This window comes from Phaeobacter sp. HS011 (assembly GCF_018101215.1).
GTDB lineage: Bacteria > Pseudomonadota > Alphaproteobacteria > Rhodobacterales > Rhodobacteraceae > Phaeobacter > Phaeobacter inhibens.
Genome location: NZ_JAGEUF010000006.1, coordinates 66,855 through 83,434, shown reverse-complemented (window position 1 = coordinate 83,434; position 16,580 = coordinate 66,855). Strand labels below are relative to the sequence as shown.

14 protein-coding genes are annotated in these 16,580 nt (G+C 59.7%); 6 read left to right on the top strand and 8 right to left on the bottom strand.

Annotation, left to right across the window (positions count from 1 at the left end):
• Positions 1-155 precede the first annotated feature (155 nt).
• The 5 genes from J4721_RS12890 (at position 156) to J4721_RS12870 (ending at position 7,234) form a co-directional block, all read left to right on the top strand.
• A complete protein-coding gene (locus tag J4721_RS12890; protein ID WP_102915942.1) occupies positions 156-1,115 on the top strand; it encodes a dihydrodipicolinate synthase family protein in 960 nt (319 codons plus the stop codon).
• Positions 1,106-2,050 (top strand): proline racemase family protein, encoded by a 945-nt coding sequence (locus J4721_RS12885; RefSeq protein ID WP_211002880.1) that lies wholly within the window; start codon positions 1,106-1,108, stop codon positions 2,048-2,050. Before J4721_RS12890 ends, J4721_RS12885 begins: the two co-directional genes overlap by 10 nt.
• Complete coding sequence (locus tag J4721_RS12880) at positions 2,050-3,480, top strand: aldehyde dehydrogenase family protein (RefSeq protein ID WP_211002881.1); 1,431 nt, start codon at positions 2,050-2,052, stop codon at positions 3,478-3,480. The genes J4721_RS12885 and J4721_RS12880 overlap by 1 nt, the downstream gene beginning before the upstream one ends.
• Before the next feature lie 53 nt (positions 3,481-3,533).
• Positions 3,534-4,784, top strand: coding sequence for an FAD-binding oxidoreductase (locus J4721_RS12875; protein ID WP_102875368.1), 1,251 nt, complete (start codon positions 3,534-3,536; stop codon positions 4,782-4,784).
• A 167-nt stretch (positions 4,785-4,951) separates the two neighbouring features.
• Positions 4,952-7,234: a methyl-accepting chemotaxis protein gene (locus J4721_RS12870; RefSeq protein ID WP_211002882.1), complete on the top strand. Its 2,283-nt coding sequence runs from the start codon at positions 4,952-4,954 to the stop codon at positions 7,232-7,234.
• A gap of 144 nt (positions 7,235-7,378) precedes the next feature.
• On the opposite strand, the gene J4721_RS12865 is transcribed toward J4721_RS12870, so the two are convergent.
• The 8 genes from J4721_RS12865 to J4721_RS12830 all read right to left on the bottom strand — a co-directional run bounded on the left by J4721_RS12865 (position 7,379) and on the right by J4721_RS12830 (position 15,099).
• On the bottom strand, positions 7,379-8,530 hold the full coding sequence (locus J4721_RS12865) for a M56 family metallopeptidase (RefSeq protein WP_211002883.1): 1,152 nt from the start codon (positions 8,528-8,530) through the stop codon (positions 7,379-7,381).
• Positions 8,520-8,915 (bottom strand): BlaI/MecI/CopY family transcriptional regulator, encoded by a 396-nt coding sequence (locus J4721_RS12860; protein WP_014873615.1) that lies wholly within the window; start codon positions 8,913-8,915, stop codon positions 8,520-8,522. Before J4721_RS12860 ends, J4721_RS12865 begins: the two co-directional genes overlap by 11 nt.
• A gap of 156 nt (positions 8,916-9,071) precedes the next feature.
• Entirely contained in the window at positions 9,072-9,350 is a 279-nt protein-coding gene (locus tag J4721_RS12855; RefSeq protein ID WP_102854063.1) for a DUF2160 domain-containing protein, read from the bottom strand.
• Positions 9,350-10,147, bottom strand: a complete 798-nt coding sequence (locus tag J4721_RS12850) for a carbohydrate ABC transporter permease (RefSeq protein ID WP_008561997.1) — start codon at positions 10,145-10,147, stop codon at positions 9,350-9,352. Before J4721_RS12850 ends, J4721_RS12855 begins: the two co-directional genes overlap by 1 nt.
• A gap of 14 nt (positions 10,148-10,161) precedes the next feature.
• Complete coding sequence (locus J4721_RS12845; protein ID WP_014873617.1) at positions 10,162-11,025, bottom strand: carbohydrate ABC transporter permease; 864 nt, start codon at positions 11,023-11,025, stop codon at positions 10,162-10,164.
• Positions 11,025-12,128 (bottom strand): ABC transporter ATP-binding protein, encoded by a 1,104-nt coding sequence (locus J4721_RS12840; protein ID WP_211002884.1) that lies wholly within the window; start codon positions 12,126-12,128, stop codon positions 11,025-11,027. Before J4721_RS12840 ends, J4721_RS12845 begins: the two co-directional genes overlap by 1 nt.
• A gap of 7 nt (positions 12,129-12,135) precedes the next feature.
• On the bottom strand, positions 12,136-13,212 hold the full coding sequence (locus J4721_RS12835) for an ABC transporter ATP-binding protein (protein ID WP_027247993.1): 1,077 nt from the start codon (positions 13,210-13,212) through the stop codon (positions 12,136-12,138).
• A 153-nt stretch (positions 13,213-13,365) separates the two neighbouring features.
• On the bottom strand, positions 13,366-15,099 hold the full coding sequence (locus tag J4721_RS12830) for an ABC transporter substrate-binding protein (RefSeq protein WP_211002885.1): 1,734 nt from the start codon (positions 15,097-15,099) through the stop codon (positions 13,366-13,368).
• A 327-nt stretch (positions 15,100-15,426) separates the two neighbouring features.
• Between J4721_RS12830 and J4721_RS12825 the strand changes: the two genes are divergently transcribed.
• Complete coding sequence (locus J4721_RS12825) at positions 15,427-16,557, top strand: class I SAM-dependent RNA methyltransferase (RefSeq protein ID WP_211002886.1); 1,131 nt, start codon at positions 15,427-15,429, stop codon at positions 16,555-16,557.
• Positions 16,558-16,580 lie beyond the last annotated feature (23 nt).

Below are 16,580 nucleotides of genomic sequence, written 5' to 3'. Positions count from 1 at the left end.
GCTCCCTGTCGCCGTTATATCCCTGATCATGGTCGTGGGGGAAGTAGGCATAAATCAGATATTGAATATTGGATCCAATATGCATTATGAAGATCCCATCAGCGCCGGGCACCCCTTTCGGGCTCGGGTTCAAATCCATTGGAGAGGATCCAACCATGACAAACCCTGTATTCTCCGGCTGCATTCCGGCCCTGATGACTCCGTGTACTGCCGACCGGCGCCCGGATTTTGATGGGCTGGTGAAAAAGGGGCAGGAGCTGATCGCCAAAGGCATGTCCGCAGTGGTCTATTGTGGCTCCATGGGTGATTGGCCACTGATCAGCGATGCTGAGCGGATGGAGGGGGTGGCCCGCCTGGTTGCGGCTGGCGTTCCGACGATTGTCGGCACTGGTGCTGTCAACACCACACAGGCCGCAGCCCATGCCGCCCATGCTGCTGAAGTCGGGGCCGCCGGTCTTATGGTGATCCCGCGCGTCTTGTCACGAGGCAGCTCGGTGGCCGCACAACGCGACCACTTTGCCGCTGTGCTGTCTGCTGCGCCAACGCTGCCGGCGGTGATCTACAACAGCCCCTACTATGGGTTCGCCACCCGGGCGGATCTGTTTTTTGATCTGCGTCAGGATCATCCAAACTTGATCGGGTTCAAGGAGTTCGGTGGCGCTGATGATCTGCGTTATGCGGCCGAAAACATTACCTCCCAGGACAGCAGTGTCACCTTGATGATTGGTGTCGATACCACTGTATTCCACGGCTACGTCAATTGCGGGGCCGGGGGCGCGATCACGGGTATCGGGAATGCGCTGCCGGATGAGGTTCTGCATCTTGTCGCCCTTTGCCAACTCGCAGCGAAAGGGAACGCCACCGCACGGCGTCAGGCCCTGGAGCTGGAAGCAGCGCTGGCGGTTCTCTCCTCCTTTGATGAGGGCGCGGATCTGGTCCTGTACTATAAGCATTTGATGGTGCTGAATGGGGATAGCGAATACCGCCTGCACTTCAACGAAAGTGACCGGTTGAGCGCCAGCCAGCAGGCCTATGTCGAGGCACAATACGCGCTGTTTCGCAGCTGGTATGCGGATTGGAGCCAGCAGCCCGACATTGCCGCCCTATGCGCGTAATCGACAGCCATACCGGCGGAGAACCGACCCGCCTGATCCTGTCTGGCGGGCCGGACCTCGGCGACGGATCACTGACGGACCGGGCGCACCGGCTGTTTCGCGATCACCGCAATTTCTGCAGTGCGGTGCTGTCCGAGCCGCGCGGTCACGACGCTATGGTGGGTGCGTTATTGGTACCGCCCACCGATCCGATCGCCGCGGCAGCGGTGATTTACTTCAATCCGATTGGGCCTCTGGGGATGTGTGGTCACGCCACCATTGGGACGGCCGCGAGTCTGCATCATCTGGGCCGTCTTGATCTGGGGCGACATCATATCGAGACGCCGGTCGGCACCGTTGGCGTGCATTTGCAGACAGCGAACAGGGCTGCCGTCGAAAATGTTGAGAGTGATCGATATCGCGCGGGTGTTGCGGTGGAGGTGCCTGGGCAGGGACGGATCTCCGGTGATATCGCCTGGGGCGGCAATTGGTTCTTTCTGACTTCTGATGTCCCGGCACCGTTAACGCTGGCGCATGTCGACCGGCTGACCACCAGCGCCGTGGCCTTACGGCAAGCCTTGGCCGAGCAGGGGATCACCGGCCGCGATGGGGCCATGATTGATCACATCGAATTTGTCGGACCACCCCTGACCAGCGTCGGTCATGCGCGCAACTTTGTTCTCTGCCCGGGAACGGCTTATGACCGGTCCCCCTGTGGCACCGGGTCTGCGGCAAAGCTGGCCTGTCTGGCTGCAGACGGGGACCTCGCGCCGGGTGTGACCTGGATACAGGAGAGCGTGATCAGCAGCACCTATGCGCTGCACTATCGCCCAGGCCCTACCGGAGGCGTGATTGCGACGATTACCGGCACGGCCTTTGTGACCGGCGACACTGTTTTGAACTTTGATCCTGCCGACCCCTACCGGGCGGGGATCACCAGCCAGGAGGTATACTGATGGAATACAAGAACCTGATCGCAGGCGACTGGTCAGAGACCGTTGCTGCCGCCGCAAATATCAATCCCTCCGATACGCAGGACGTGTTGGGATACGCCGCCAATAGCCCGGCGGAGGATATGGAACGCGCGATTGCTGCTGCCCGCGACGCTGCCCCGGGATGGGCGACCAGCACACCGCAACAACGATTTGATGTGCTGGACGCCATCGGAACCGAAATTCTGGGCCGCAAGGCTGAGCTGGGAAAGCTGCTCTCTCGCGAGGAGGGTAAGACCCTGCCCGAAGGGATTGGTGAGGCCGCGCGGGCCGGGCAGATCTTCAAGTTCTTTGCAGGTGAAACCCTGCGGCAGGCGGGGGAAATCCTTGGGTCGGTGCGGCCCGGTGTCGGCGTCGAGGTGACGCGTTCTCCAGTGGGCGTGGTCGGTCTGATCACCCCGTGGAACTTTCCCATCGCCATTCCCGCATGGAAGATCGCGCCAGCCCTGGCCTATGGCAATGCCGTCGTCCTGAAACCGGCTGAGTTGACGCCGGGATGCGCCCATGCTCTGGCGGAGATCATCAATCGCTCGGGTTTGCCGGAGGGTGTACTCAACATTGTGTTCGGCACAGGCAGCACGGTTGGTCAGACGCTGGTGCAAAGCCGTCATGTGGATGCCATATCTTTCACCGGTTCGGTTGAAACCGGCAGCGCCATCGCGGCGGCCTGTGGGGCGCAGCGCAAGAAGCTACAGTTGGAGATGGGTGGTAAGAACCCGATGGTGGTGTTGGATGACGCAGATCTGGAGACTGCGGTGGACGCCAGCCTCAACGGTGCGTTTTTCTCCACGGGTCAGCGCTGTACCGCATCCTCGCGTTTGATTGTGACCGAGGGAATTCACGACCGGTTTGTTGCGGCGCTTGGCGAGCGGATGACGGGCCTGCGGGTTGGCAACGCTCTGGACGACAGCACTCAGATCGGCCCAGTTGTGGATGAGCGGCAGTTGGAGAAGGATCTCTACTATCTCGACGTAGCCGCCAGCGAGGGCGGGCAGGTGCTTGGTGGTCAGACGCTTCAGCGCAGTACGAAGGGGTTCTATCTGGCGCCCGCGCTTGTCACTGAAACGTCGAATGATATGCGGATCAATCAGGAGGAAGTCTTTGGCCCGCTCGCTTCGGTGATTCGCGTGGCGGACTATGACGAGGCCCTGGTGGTGGCCAATGACACGCCTTTCGGTCTCAGCGCGGGGATTTGCACTGGATCTCTGAAATATGCCACGCATTTCAAGGCACATGCCGAGGCCGGCATGGCGATGGTGAACCTGCCCACTGCGGGGGTTGACTATCACGTGCCCTTCGGCGGCACCAAGGGGTCCAGCTTTGGTGCCCGTGAACAGGGCAGCCATGCGAAAGAGTTCTATACCAAGGTCAAAACCGCCTATACCCTTGCGTAAAGACGGTCAGGTGGCGGGGTGAGAGCCTCGCCATCGCTATGAAGGCGGGGCAGATGACAAAGACAGTTGTGGTTATTGGAGCGGGTGTTGTTGGTGTCAGCGTCGCGCTGCGCCTGCAGAGCGAGCTGGCGCCAACGGGCGGGCAGGTCATCCTGCTGGATCGCAAGGGCGTCGCCGAAGAAACATCTGCGGGCAATGCCGGAGCTTTTGCATTCACCGATCTCGAACCACTTGCCACACCGGGGATCATGAAAAAGGCCCCGGCCTGGCTGCTGGATCCGCTTGGCCCGCTGTCGGTGCCGCCGGCCTACGCTCTGCAATTGACGCCTTGGCTGATCCGCTTTTGGCGGGCCAGCTGGCGGGACCGGTATCAGAAGGTGGTCAGCGCCCAGGCATCCCTGATGCAGCTGGCGCAGGCGGCGACCGAACGCCAGATCACCGATACCAAGGGCGAGGCAATGATGCAGCGCGACGGTGCTCTGCAGCTCTACGAATCCGAAGGTGAGTTCGCCGCCAGCCAGCGCGGCTGGCAACTGCGCCGTGATCACGGCATCCGGTTCACCCTGTTGCATAGCCCTGCCGAAATTGCCGAGATCCAGCCGGGGCTCAGTCCCCGGTTTACCCATGCAGGGTTCACCCCCGACTGGATGAACACCTGCGATCCGAAAGCCTGGGTCGAGCACCTCTTTCAGATTTTCATGGCGCGGGGCGGTCAGTTGCGCCGGGCAGAGGTGCGTGATCTGGAAACTGGCGGTGAGGACCTGTGTCTTCTGACCGATGGTGAGAGTGTGCGGGCCAACAACGTGGTCGTGGCCGCAGGTGCGTGGTCGCATCATCTGACCCGTCGTCTGGGCGACCGGCTGCCGCTGGAGACGGAGCGCGGCTACAACACCACCTTGCCCGCGGGCTGCTTCGATCTGCGGACGCATATCACCTTTTGCCGTCATGGCTTTGTGGTCAGCCGTATCCGCGGTGGTGTCCGGGTCGGGGGCGCGGTCGAACTCGGAGGGCTGAAACGGCCTGCCAACTTCAAACGCGCCGATACGCTTCTGGCGAAGGCCGCGCGGTTCATGCCGGAGCTGGACACGGCAGATGGCACCCGCTGGATGGGGTTTCGTCCGTCACTGCCTGATAGCCTGCCGGTGATTGGCAACGCCAAGAGCGATGGGCGGGTGGTCTATGCCTTTGGTCATGGTCACGTCGGGCTAACCCAATCGGCCGCCACGGCGGAGCTGGTCGCCGATCTGGTGCTCAGGCGGGATCCGGCAATTGATCTGTCGCCGTTTGCGCCGGACCGTTTCTGATATCTTGACACGGGTTCAACCTTGATACGGCTGCGAGACAGGGCAGAACGTCGCCTTCGCTCACAATGTGCGCAAACCGACCGTGAACGAAATCGAAGGAATTGCATGGCTATCTCTTGGGTCATTCGGTCGCATTGCGACAGAATCGGCACTATCAAGGAGGAGACATGCGCGTCATGCCCAAGGCCCCGAAACTTTCGCTCAAGCTGAAATTGCCCCTGATCATGGTGGCCCTGACAGCAACGTTTCTGGTGACAGTCTCATTTCTCGTCTACTCGATGGCGGAAAAGAGCATTCGCGATTTTGTCTACGCCTCGAAGGAGACCACGGCCCGCTCCGGTGAGCAGGCGCTGACGTTTATGATGGAGGCCGCGCGCCGCGACCTGTCGATCAATGCCTCTCAGCCGACAGTGTTCCGCGCCATCAACAACTTTGACCGCGTGTACAAGATGATCGAAGAGGAGCCGGTCGGCTTCTTGCGGCGTCACTACATCGAAGAAAATCCCAATGCCGCGAATGAACGTCATTTGCTGAGCGACCCAGGCGACGGATCGTATTACAGCCAGTCGCATGCCACCTACCACCCGACGTTTCTGCAGTCTTTGCAGGTCAATGGCTATGAGGATCTCTATCTTCTGAACGCGTCTGGTCAATTGCTCTATTCGGTCAAGAAGCGTGAGGATTTCATTCAGCAATTTGGCTCTGGGGACAATGCGGATAGCGGTCTGGGGCAGGTCTTCAATGCCGCGCTCAATGCTGAAGCCGGTCAGGTGGTGACCGCTGATTTTGCAGCCTACACGCCGGGAGGCGGTGCTGCTGGCGCCTTCATGGGAGTGCCGGTTTTCAACAAGAAGAAAGAAGTCATTGGCGTGATGGCGGTGCAGATCTCCAGTGCTTCAGTTGTGACGGCGCTGACATCCAACATGAAGGTTGATGGGCATCAGAACATCTTCCTGGTGGGCAGAGACGGTATCGCGCGCAGCCCCTCCGTCATCGAAGGTCAGTTCGCCACGGGTGACCAGCTGCCCGATAGTGCCGAAATCAAGGCAGCCAGCGCCGGTGAGGCCGGGATGTTTGAAGGCTCGACATCCGTGTCCGGCGAACAGGTGATCGCTTTGGTTAACCCTTTGAATATCAATGGGTTCGACTGGTCTTTGATGCTTCAGACTGATGAACAGGAAGCCTTTGCCGAGGTGACGGAGATCCGGCTCGTAGCGATGCTGATGATCGGTGTCTCGGTTTTGATTGCGATTGTAGTGTCTTTTGTAGCCGCGCGCCATGTCACTCGCCCTATCCTGGCCCTGCGCGAGGCGACCAATGCGCTGGCCGAAGAAGACTATGCGAGTGAGATCAGCGGTCGTGATCGCGGCGATGAGTTGGGTGATCTGGCTCGCAGCCTGGACACCTTCCGTGACAAATTGCTGGTCGCTGATGAGGCGGCAGACCGTGAAGAAGAGGCGGCCAAACAGACCGCCGCAGTGGTTGAGGAAATGAGTGGTGCCCTGGCCGAACTGCAACGGGGCAATCTGGCCTGTGATATCGGGCAACCTTTTGTTGAGCATTACGAAATCCTGCGGGAGAATTTCAATCGCAGCCTTGTCAATCTGCGTGACTCGCTCGCGGAGGTGGTGGACGCCGCCCATAACGTCGATAAGTTCTCGGAAGAGCAGCGCGCCTCTGCGGAGGAAATGGCGCACCGGACAGAATCTCAAGCGGGCACTCTCGAGGAGACGGCCTCAGCGCTACAGGATCTGACCAATAGTATTCGCGAGACCGCTGACCGGGCTGGGCAAGTGGATGAAACCATGCGCGGCACCCGCAATGAGGCCGAGCACAGCAATCACATCGTCACCTCGGCGGTGCAGGCGATGGACCAAATTCAGGAGGCCTCGCAACAGATTTCGCAGATCATCAATATGATCGACGATATCGCCTTTCAGACCAATCTGCTGGCGCTGAACGCAGGCGTGGAGGCCGCGCGCGCGGGCGAAGCGGGCGCAGGCTTCGCGGTTGTCGCTTCAGAGGTGCGCGCCCTTGCTATGCGGGCTTCCAAAGCGGCGGGTGAGATCAAGGGACTGACCACGGCCAGCGAGGAGCATGTCGCAAACGGTGTCGCCATGGTTGGCCGCGCGGGCGATGCGCTGAGCGGGATCATCGACAAGGTCACAAATGTCTCTGACCTTATCACCGAAATCGCAGAAGGCGTGCAGAAGCAATCCAAGGGCTTGGAAAACATCAACAATGCCGTTGGGCGCCTGGATAGTACCACCCAGCAGAACGCCGCGATGTCCGAAGAAGCCTCCGCCGCCAGCCAGCTGCTCCAGAATGAAGCGCAGGCACTTACCGGTGTGGTCTCGCGGTTTCAACTTGGAAATGGCGCCGTGCATGACAATGTAGACGACTGGCGGGCGGCAGATGATGCCGGAAAAGGGGCCCACTCCTATGGCTGACCTGTGATGGGCCCGTCAAAATGGATACGCTTGGCAACATGCACGATCTGACTGGCCGTATCAGGGGTAATGTCGACTGCGCTCGCGCATCGACCCTGTCAGATCGGGCTGACTCGGCTTCATTCAACCTAGCGCGCGGCAGGCCTATTTACTCAGGGTCATGAACCCACCCTGCAGCGCCGTCACCGCCGTCTGGCTGGTCTCAGGCACGGCGTTACGATGGGCCATACGCTCAAGATTGACGATCGTCGACAGCATGATGCGGTCATGGCTCCAATCGCCGGGGCGTTGCATTAGCAAGGCGGTGGCCAGCACACCCGTCGCCAGCATGGCGGAAACCAGCATCCAGCCGAAGAGATGCGTGTCCTGTGGTTGCGCTGCGGTGACCACATCAATCCGCCGCGCCAATGTTGCCCCGCGGCGCACCTCGCGACGATCGACCAAGGCCACCGACGGGCTGCGCTGCACAAACCGGATGGGATCCTGCGCCGCCAGTGCGCAGGCCCGGATCAGGCATTCGCAATAGGCGCGAATATCACGCTGCCCGCGGGTCATCAGCGCCTGATCGCAGGCGAATTCCCGCAGCATACGGACTTCGCGCCGCCAGAGGTGATAGGCCGGGTTCCAGAACAGAAGCGGCCGCAGTGCCTCCAGAAGGAATTCGCATTCAACGTCCCGCTGACGGAAATGTTGTAGCTCATGGGCCACGCTCAACCGTAGATCCGACGGGTTGGTGATCAGCGCCGATGGCAGCACGACGTAGCGGGTGAACAGGCCGCGGGTGGAGAAGGCAACGGTACTTTTATCGCTGATACGAATCTGAACGCCGCCCAGATGTTTCCAGACATAGGCCTGTTGCAGCGATGCCCGCAGCCGCAATGCCGCCAATGTCACCTGCGCCACCGATACTATGGCCCCGATGATCAGCGCTGCTATCGCAAGCTGGGCCCAGAGACTGCTCTGTGCCATCAAGGTCCGTACCAGATCCTCGCGCAGGCCAAGAATGCTCTCAAACCGTGTGGCGCTCATGTTGACATTGCCCTGCAGGTATTGCGCGACCAGCATGTCCGACAGGGTCGGCGGCTGCGACACGACATAGGTGGTCAGCGCCACCACCAGAATCGGGGACAAGGTCAACAAAAGCGTCATGCCATTCAGCAGTCGCAGCTGTGGTCGAAACGCCGGGCCCAATCGGCTGCGGGTCAGGATCGCGCGCAACGCCAGCCAAAGCGCGGTGCCCGCAAACAACAGTAAGTTCAGGTCAATATAGGCGTTCAGAAAACTCTCAGCGTTCATCGTCCCCCAACCTTTCATTCAGCAAGGCCCGTATCTCCACGAGCATCTCGTCGGTGACATCTTCATCGTCCACCAGGCGGGCTACTAGGGCCGCCGGGGCGCCGTTGAAGAGCTTGCTCGAAAGGTTCTTGAGAGTGGTTTTCTGATAATCTGCCTTGGGTACCGCTGGGCGGTAGACCAAGGATCTGTCAGCTCGTTCGCTGGTCAGAAACCCTTTTTGTTCCATAATTTTCAGCACGGTTGCGACCGAAGTATAGGCGCGTTCCTGACGTTTGTTCAATTCGGCCAGAATATCGCGCACCGTACCGCCGCCGGTTTCCCAAACAACGGTCATGAACTCGAGTTCAACCTCTGTCAAAAGCGGGTTGTCCTGTTTCTTTCGCATCGTGTGGTGTCCGGTTCTCTTAGGCTTTGATCATGCTAGGGGATCGCAGGTGCATTTGAAAACTATTTTTTTAGAAGTTCAGCACCCAGGCCGCAGGTGTCAGGCAGAACGGTATGTGACAAGGGGCCCTGCAGACAGGGCCCCTTGTGTTCAGTTTCACACTTTCCAGAACGTGAAGGCGAACCAAGCAATCGACAGGCCCAGCGGCCACCACAGCGGCATTCCCACCAGTCCCAGCCAGGCCAGGAAAATGTAGGAGGTGCCCAGCAGGCTGATGAACAGCCGGTCACCGCGGGTAGTGACGAGTCCCAGCACACCTTTGCGGGTGTCACCACCGGGGCTGCGGATTTCCAAAACGATCATCAGGCCGATGGCCGAAAAGATCCCGATAAAGACCAGTGCCGTGGGCCAGGTCCAGGCCATCCAACTCAGCATTATACCCTCCCCATCGCAAAGCCTTTTGCGATGTAGTTGCGGACGAAGTAGATCACGATCGCGCCCGGAATGATTGTCAGTGTACCGGCAGCCGCCAGCAGGCCCAGCTCATAGCCAGCGCTTGAGGCGGTCTTGGTCATGGTGGCTGCAATGGGTTTTGCGGCAACGGCGGTCAATGTCTTGGCCAGCAGCAGCTCCACCCAGGAGAACATGAAGCAGAAGAACGCTGCCACACCGACGCCAGCCTTGATCGACGGAATGAAGATCGTCGCAAAGAAACGGGGGAAGGAATAGCCGTCCACATAGGCGGTTTCGTCCAGTTCCTTGGGGATGCCCCCCATGAACCCTTCCAGGATCCAGACCGCCAGCGGAATGTTGAACAGGCAATGCGCCAGAGCTACCGCGAGATGGGTGTCGAACAGGCCGACAGCGGAATAAAGCTGGAAGAACGGCAGCGCGAACACCGCAGCCGGCGCCATCCGGTTGGTCAGCAGCCAGAAGAACAGCTGCTTGTCGCCCAGAAAGCGGTAACGCGAGAACGCATAGGCCGCAGGCAGGGCAACAGCGACGGAGATCACCGTATTGATCGACACATAGATGATCGAGTTGATGTAGCCCCAGTACCAGCTCGGATCGGTGAAGATCGTGGCATAGTTTTCCAGCGTGAAGGTCTGCGGAAACAGCGAGAAGCCGGACAGGATTTCATTCGTCGTCTTGAAGCTCATCGCGACCAGCCAATAGATCGGCAGCATGAGGAACAGGATATAAACGATGGGGACGATGGTACGTTTTTGCATCGAAGTATCCTCCTTTAGTTTTGATCGTCTTTGGTCATGACGGTGTAGAACAGCCAGCTGACCAGAAGCGTAATTGCAAAGTAGATGAGGCTCATCGCGGCCGCCGGACCAAGGTCGAACTGACCAAGGGCGATTTTCACCAGATCAATCGACAGGAGCGTGGTGGAGTTGCCGGGGCCACCGCCGGTCAGAACAAACGGCTCGGTGTAGATGTTGAAACTGTCCATAAACCGCAACAGGATCGCGATGGTCAGAACGGTTTTCATCTTCGGCAGCTGAATGAAACGGAAGACAGCCCAATTGGAGGCGCCGTCGATCTTGGCCGCCTGGTAATATGCGTCGGGGATCGACACGAGACCGGCATAGCTCAGCAGCACCACCAGCGAGGTCCAGTGCCAGACATCCATAGTGATGATGGTCACCCAGGCCGCAATCGGATCCTGTGTCATGTCATAGTTGATGCCCAGCGTGTGGTTCAGGAAGTAGCCCAGCAGGCCGATGTCGGGCAGGGTGAAGATGTTCCACATCGCACCGACCACATTCCATGGGATCAGCATCGGCAGCGCCATCAGCACCAGGCAGACCGGCACCCAGAACCCCTTGCGCGGCATCGACAGCGCAATGGCGATGCCCAGCGGGATTTCGATGATCAGGATCAGGAAGGTGAACATGAACTGACGGCCAAGCGCCGCATGGAACCGGTCCGACCTCAGGATCTGCTGGAACCAGTCCAGTCCCTGCCAGAAAAAGACGTTGTCGCCGAATGTCTCCTGAACGGAGTAGTTGACGACGGTCATCATCGGGATCAGCGCGTTGAAGGCAACGAGCAGAAGGACAGGCAGGACAAAGAACCACGCCTTTTGGTTTTCGGTTTTCATTATGCCTGCTCCTCGGTCGCGGTGGCAGATTGGGCAGCTTCTGTCGCGATCCAGCCATCGACATAGAGCCGGGTCTGATCCTGACGGAAGGACAGGTGGACGGCCGCGCCCTTGGCTGGGCCTGCGCCTTCGACCACAGCGTTGATCCGCTGACCTTCGGCTTCGCATTCCACAACTGTGTGGCGGCCAACATCCGAAACCTTGGTCACGGTTGCGGGCAGGCCGCTGTTGGTGAGGGAAACAAACTCTGGTCGGATGCCGACCTCGGTCTTGCCTGCAGCGTCCCCTTTAATCGGGCCTTCCAATGCGACAGGATGGGCGCCGATATAGGGCTGACCGGCGCGCAGGTCGCAAGGCAGCACGTTCATACCCGGCGAGCCGATGAAATGACCAACAAACGTATGTGCGGGGCGTTCGAACAGTTCAACCGGCGTACCGATCTGAACCACTTCGCCCAGCTGCATCACCACAACCTGATCGGCAAAGGTCAGCGCCTCTGTCTGGTCGTGGGTCACGTAAATCATCGTGGCCTTCACGCGCTGATGGAGTTCTTTCAGCTTTGAGCGCAACTTCCACTTTAGATGTGGGTCGATCACAGTGAGCGGTTCGTCGAACATCACCACATTCACATCCTCACGGACCAGTCCGCGACCCATGGAGATCTTTTGCTTGTTGTCCGGTGACAGGCCCGCGGCCCGCATCGTCAAGAGATCGGTCACTTCCAGCATTTCGGCAATGGCCATCACGCGCTCTTTGACCGTCGCCTCATCGCGGCCGCGGTTGCGCAGCGGAAAGGCCAAGTTATCGTAAACGGTCATCGTGTCGTAAATCACCGGGAACTGGAACACCTGCGCAATGTTGCGCTGATCTGGTGGCAGCTTGGTGACATCCTTGCCGTCAAACAGGATCTGTCCTTCGGAGGGCACCAAAAGGCCGGAGATGATGTTCAGTAGCGTGGATTTTCCACAGCCGGACGGACCAAGCAGCGCATAGGCGCCACCGTCGGTCCAGTCCAGATCGATTTCCTTCAGGGCGTAGTCGGACGCGCTTGACGGGGTCGGCATATAGCTGTGCCGCAGTTTTGAGAGTGTAATCTTAGCCATTTGCGCCTCACGCCACGCGGGAGCCATCAGGGGCAAACACATATGCCGCCGACGGATCCATATAGAAGTCATGCTGCTCACCCACTTCGTAGGGGTGAACGCCTGCCGAAAGGGAAACCCAGCTGCCGTGGTCCATATCCAGCCCCATGTCGAAATGGGCGCTGCTTTCGGACCCCGACAGCTCCGTCACCTGCACCTGACCAGACAGCTGCACCGTGGTAAGCGGTGTCGCCACGGGCAGCACGTGGTAGGGCCGGATCGCAATCGTGTAGGGCCCATCCGCAAGATCTGCCGCTGCGCCGGTCAGGGACCAGCTGACATCCGGGCCAAGGCGCGCAGTGCTGCCCTGTTTCACGATGGGGGCTGTGTTGATCGGCGGATCAGAGAACACGCGGGCCGCTGCCACATTGTCGGGATTGCGATAGATATCAGCGGTGGTGCCAAACTGGGTCACGCGCCCATCCTGCATCAGGGCGGTTTTGCCCCCTAGCAGCAGCGCTTCTTCCGGTTCGGAGGTCGCATAAACCACCACGGCGCCACGCCCGGCGAATAGCTCAGGCAGCTGATCACGCAGTTCCTCGCGCAGTTTGTAGTCCAGGTTCGCCAGCGGCTCATCCAGAAATACTGCACGGCTTTCCTTTGCAATTGCACGGGCCAGCGCGGTTCGCTGCTGCTGACCACCGGACAATTCATGCGGGCGGCGATGCAGCATCGGGCGCAGCTGCAAGATATCGGCGGCTTCTTCGACCCGGCCTTCAATCTCGGACTTCGCCATTCCAGCCACTTTTAGCGGCGAGGCGATGTTTTCGTAGACAGTCATATGGGGGTAGTTGATGAAGAACTGATGCACCAGGCTGATGTTGCGTTTCTGGGTGCTGAGCGCGGTCACGTCCTGGCCATCCATCACCACCTGTCCGCTGGCAATCGGGTCGAGGCCGGCCATCATCTTGATGAGAGAGGTCTTGCCAGACCCGGTGGCGCCCAGAAGGACGTTGAAGTGACCCGGTTCCAGCACAAGGGAGGTTTCCTTGATATGCAGCTGGGCGCCGACGCGTTTGGTCACATTTATGAGTTCGAGTGCCATCTTGCTTTGACTTTCCGGCGGACGGCCTGTTGCGCGCGGCATGCGCGATCATTTTTAGGGGAAGGGGGTGCCCCGGAGCGGGCCAGCCAAGCTCCGGGGCGAAAGTAGGGAGCGCAGCGGATAGATCCGCACGCTCCCCACGGGGAGGAGGGGTTACTCAGACGCCCAGCGGGCAACCAGCTCGTCATAGTTGACGGTCTGACCCTGAGGCTTCTCGTTCTCCAGTTTCGGCTTGGCGCCACCGTTGGCATACCACCACTCGGCGTCTTTCTCTTCGTTCAGACGCGGGCCGCAGCCACCGTAGACATTTGCCTGCTCGTCTGCACGCTGCATACGGGCCATGGTGATGTCCATTTCTTCGGCCAGACGGTCCATGGCTTCCTGCGGAGTGAAGGCGCCGGAGTTGACGTCACCAATCTGCTGCCACCAGATCTGGGCCAGCTTCGGATAGTCAGGCACGTTCACGCCGGTCGGGGACCATGCAACGCGGTCGGGCGAACGGTAGAATTCGACCAGACCACCCAGCTTGGGCGCGCGCTCGGTGAAGCTCTCGTGGTTCACGGAGGAGTCCCGAATGAAGGTCAGACCAACGTGAGATTTTTTCACGTCGACGGTCTTGGACACAACAAACTGGGCATAGAGCCAGGCCGCTTTGGCGCGATCCACCGGGGTGGATTTCAGGAAGGTCCAGGACCCAACGTCCTGATAGCCAACCTTCTGGCCTTCTTCCCAGTAGGGACCATGCGGGCTGGGCGCCATCCGCCACAGCGGGTTGCCCTCGCCGTCAACAGTGTTGTTGCCTTCGGATTGCGGCTTCACCATGTCGGCGGTGAACGCAGTGTACCAGAAGATCTGCTGAGCAACGTTGCCTTGTGCCAGGGCGGGCAGCGACTGGTAGAAGTCATAGGATGCGGCACCCGGAGGGGCGAATTTGCGCAGCCATTCATCCCACTTGCGGATCGCATAGACCGCAGCCGGACCGTTGGCAGCACCACCGCGGGTCACGCTTGCCCCGGCAGGATTACAGGAATCCGCTTCCATGCGGATGCCCCATTCGTCGATCGGCACACCGTTCGGCTCACCTTTCGAACCGGCCCCGGCCATCGACAGCCAGGCATCGGTCATACGCCAGCCAAGGTCAGGCGCGCGCTTACCGTAGTCCATGTGACCAAAGATTGTGGTCCCGTCGATTTCCTTCACGTCGTTCGAGAAGAATTCGGCGATGTCTTCATATGCGGACCAGTTGACCGGAACACCCAGATCGTAGCCGTATTTTTCCTTGAACGCGGCCTGCAGGTCTTCGCGGTCAAACCAGTCCTTGCGGAACCAGTAGAGGTTCGCAAACTGCTGGTCTGGCAGCTGATACAGGTCGCCATCGGGACCGGTTGTGAACTGCGTGCCCATGAAGTCGCCCAGATCGAGTTCCGGGTTGGTGACGTCAAAGAAATCACCTTCCATCATGTCGGTCAGGTTATATGCCAGCTGCAGACGCGAGTGGGTGCCGATCAGGTCGGAATCGTTGACATAGGCGTCATAGAGGTTCCGCTTGGTCTGCATCTGGGTCTGCACAGCCTGAACCACTTCGCCCTCGCCGAGGATCTGATGGTTCACCTTGATGCCGGTGATTTCCTCAAATGCCTTGGTCAGAACTTCGGACTCATAGCTATGCGTCGGAATGCCTTCAGACAGGACGTTGATTTCCATACCCGAGAACGGTTCGGACGCTTTGATGAACCACTGCATTTCCGACAGCTGTTCGTCCTTGGTCAGAACCGAGGGCTGGAATTCTTCGTCGATCCATTTCTTGGCAGCGGCCTCATTGGCATAGGCTGCCTGTCCCGCGACCACGGCAATAACCGCGGCTGCGGACAAAAGATACTTACGCATCTTTCTCCTCCCTAGTGATTTATTGTGGCCAGAGATGCCTCGTTGCACCCGGCTGACAAACAGGTTCCACACCGGGGTCTGCCTTGTCAAACTAATTTTTTAGTTTGACGTAACGATATGATTTTAAAGTACAATGAATTCTCCTTTAGGGTGAGTTCTTCAATCGCCTCGCAGGGATTGCCCGTGCTGCGTTGCGGCAAATGCGGCAGGAATCCCAATGTGCGGGATCCGAACCAAGTTGCGGGTGGTCGCTGGCGGCTGGGGCGGGCAGGGAAGCGGGTACACTTTGGCGTCGCTGACAATGGTTTTTACCGTTAAGGAGAGGCCATGGACACAAACGATACATTCGAAATTTTCCTGACCGCCCCGCCGGGGATGGAGCAGACCCTCCAGCGCGAAGCGGCGGAGGCCGGGTTTATAGGTACAAAAACCGTGCCCGGCGGCGTCACTTTTGAGGGGGACTGGCACGATGTCTGGCGCGCCAACCTGCAATTGCGCGGCGCCGCGCGGGTCTTGGCGCGGATCGGATCATTCCGGGCCTTTCACCTCGCCCAACTGGACAAACGGGCGCGCAAATTCCCCTGGGCCGATGTGCTCCGCCCCGATGTTCCGGTACGGGTTGAAACCACGACCAACAAGAAGTCGAAGATCTACCACGCTGGCGCCGCCACCCAGCGGATCGAACGGGCCATAACCGAAGAGCTCGGGGCACCGATTAGCGCCGATGCGCCCATCACGGTAAAGCTGCGGATTGAGGATAACCTCTGCACCTTCAGCGTCGATACCTCGGGCGAGGGGTTGCACAAGCGCGGCCACAAGACGGCCGTGGGCAAGGCGCCGATGCGCGAGAACCTCGCGGCCCTGTTCCTGCGGGACTGCGATTATGACGGGCAGGAACCCGTGGTGGATCCGATGTGCGGTTCCGGAACCTTTGTGATTGAGGCTGCGGAAATCGCGCTTGGCCTGTTGCCGGGGCGCAGCCGCAGCTTTGCCTTCGAACAGATGGCTAGCTTCGATCCCGAAGGCTGGGCGGCGTTGCGGGCGCAGGAAACACCACGCGCGACCCGCGCCCGCTGCTTCGGGTCAGACCGTAACGCCGGTGCTGTTGAGATGGCCGCCGCCAATGCAGAGCGCGCAGGCGTTGCGGATTTGGTCCAGATCACACAGCAGGCGGTCAGCGAATTGACGCCGCCAGATCTTGGTCCGAATGAGACGCCGGGACTGGTGATCGTGAACCCGCCCTATGGCGCACGTATCGGTAACAAGAAGCTGCTCTACGCGCTGTACGCCGCCCTTGGGGAGACGTTGATGGCCCGTTTCAGCGGCTGGCGGGTTGGTGTTGTCACCAGCGAAACCTCATTGGCCAAGGCCACTCAGTTGCCGTTCAAACCCTTCGGCCCTCCGGTGGCCCACGGCGGGTTGAAGATCCGCCTGTTCCAGACGGGTCCGCTCCCCTAGGAGTAGAGCCCGCAGTGAGGAGG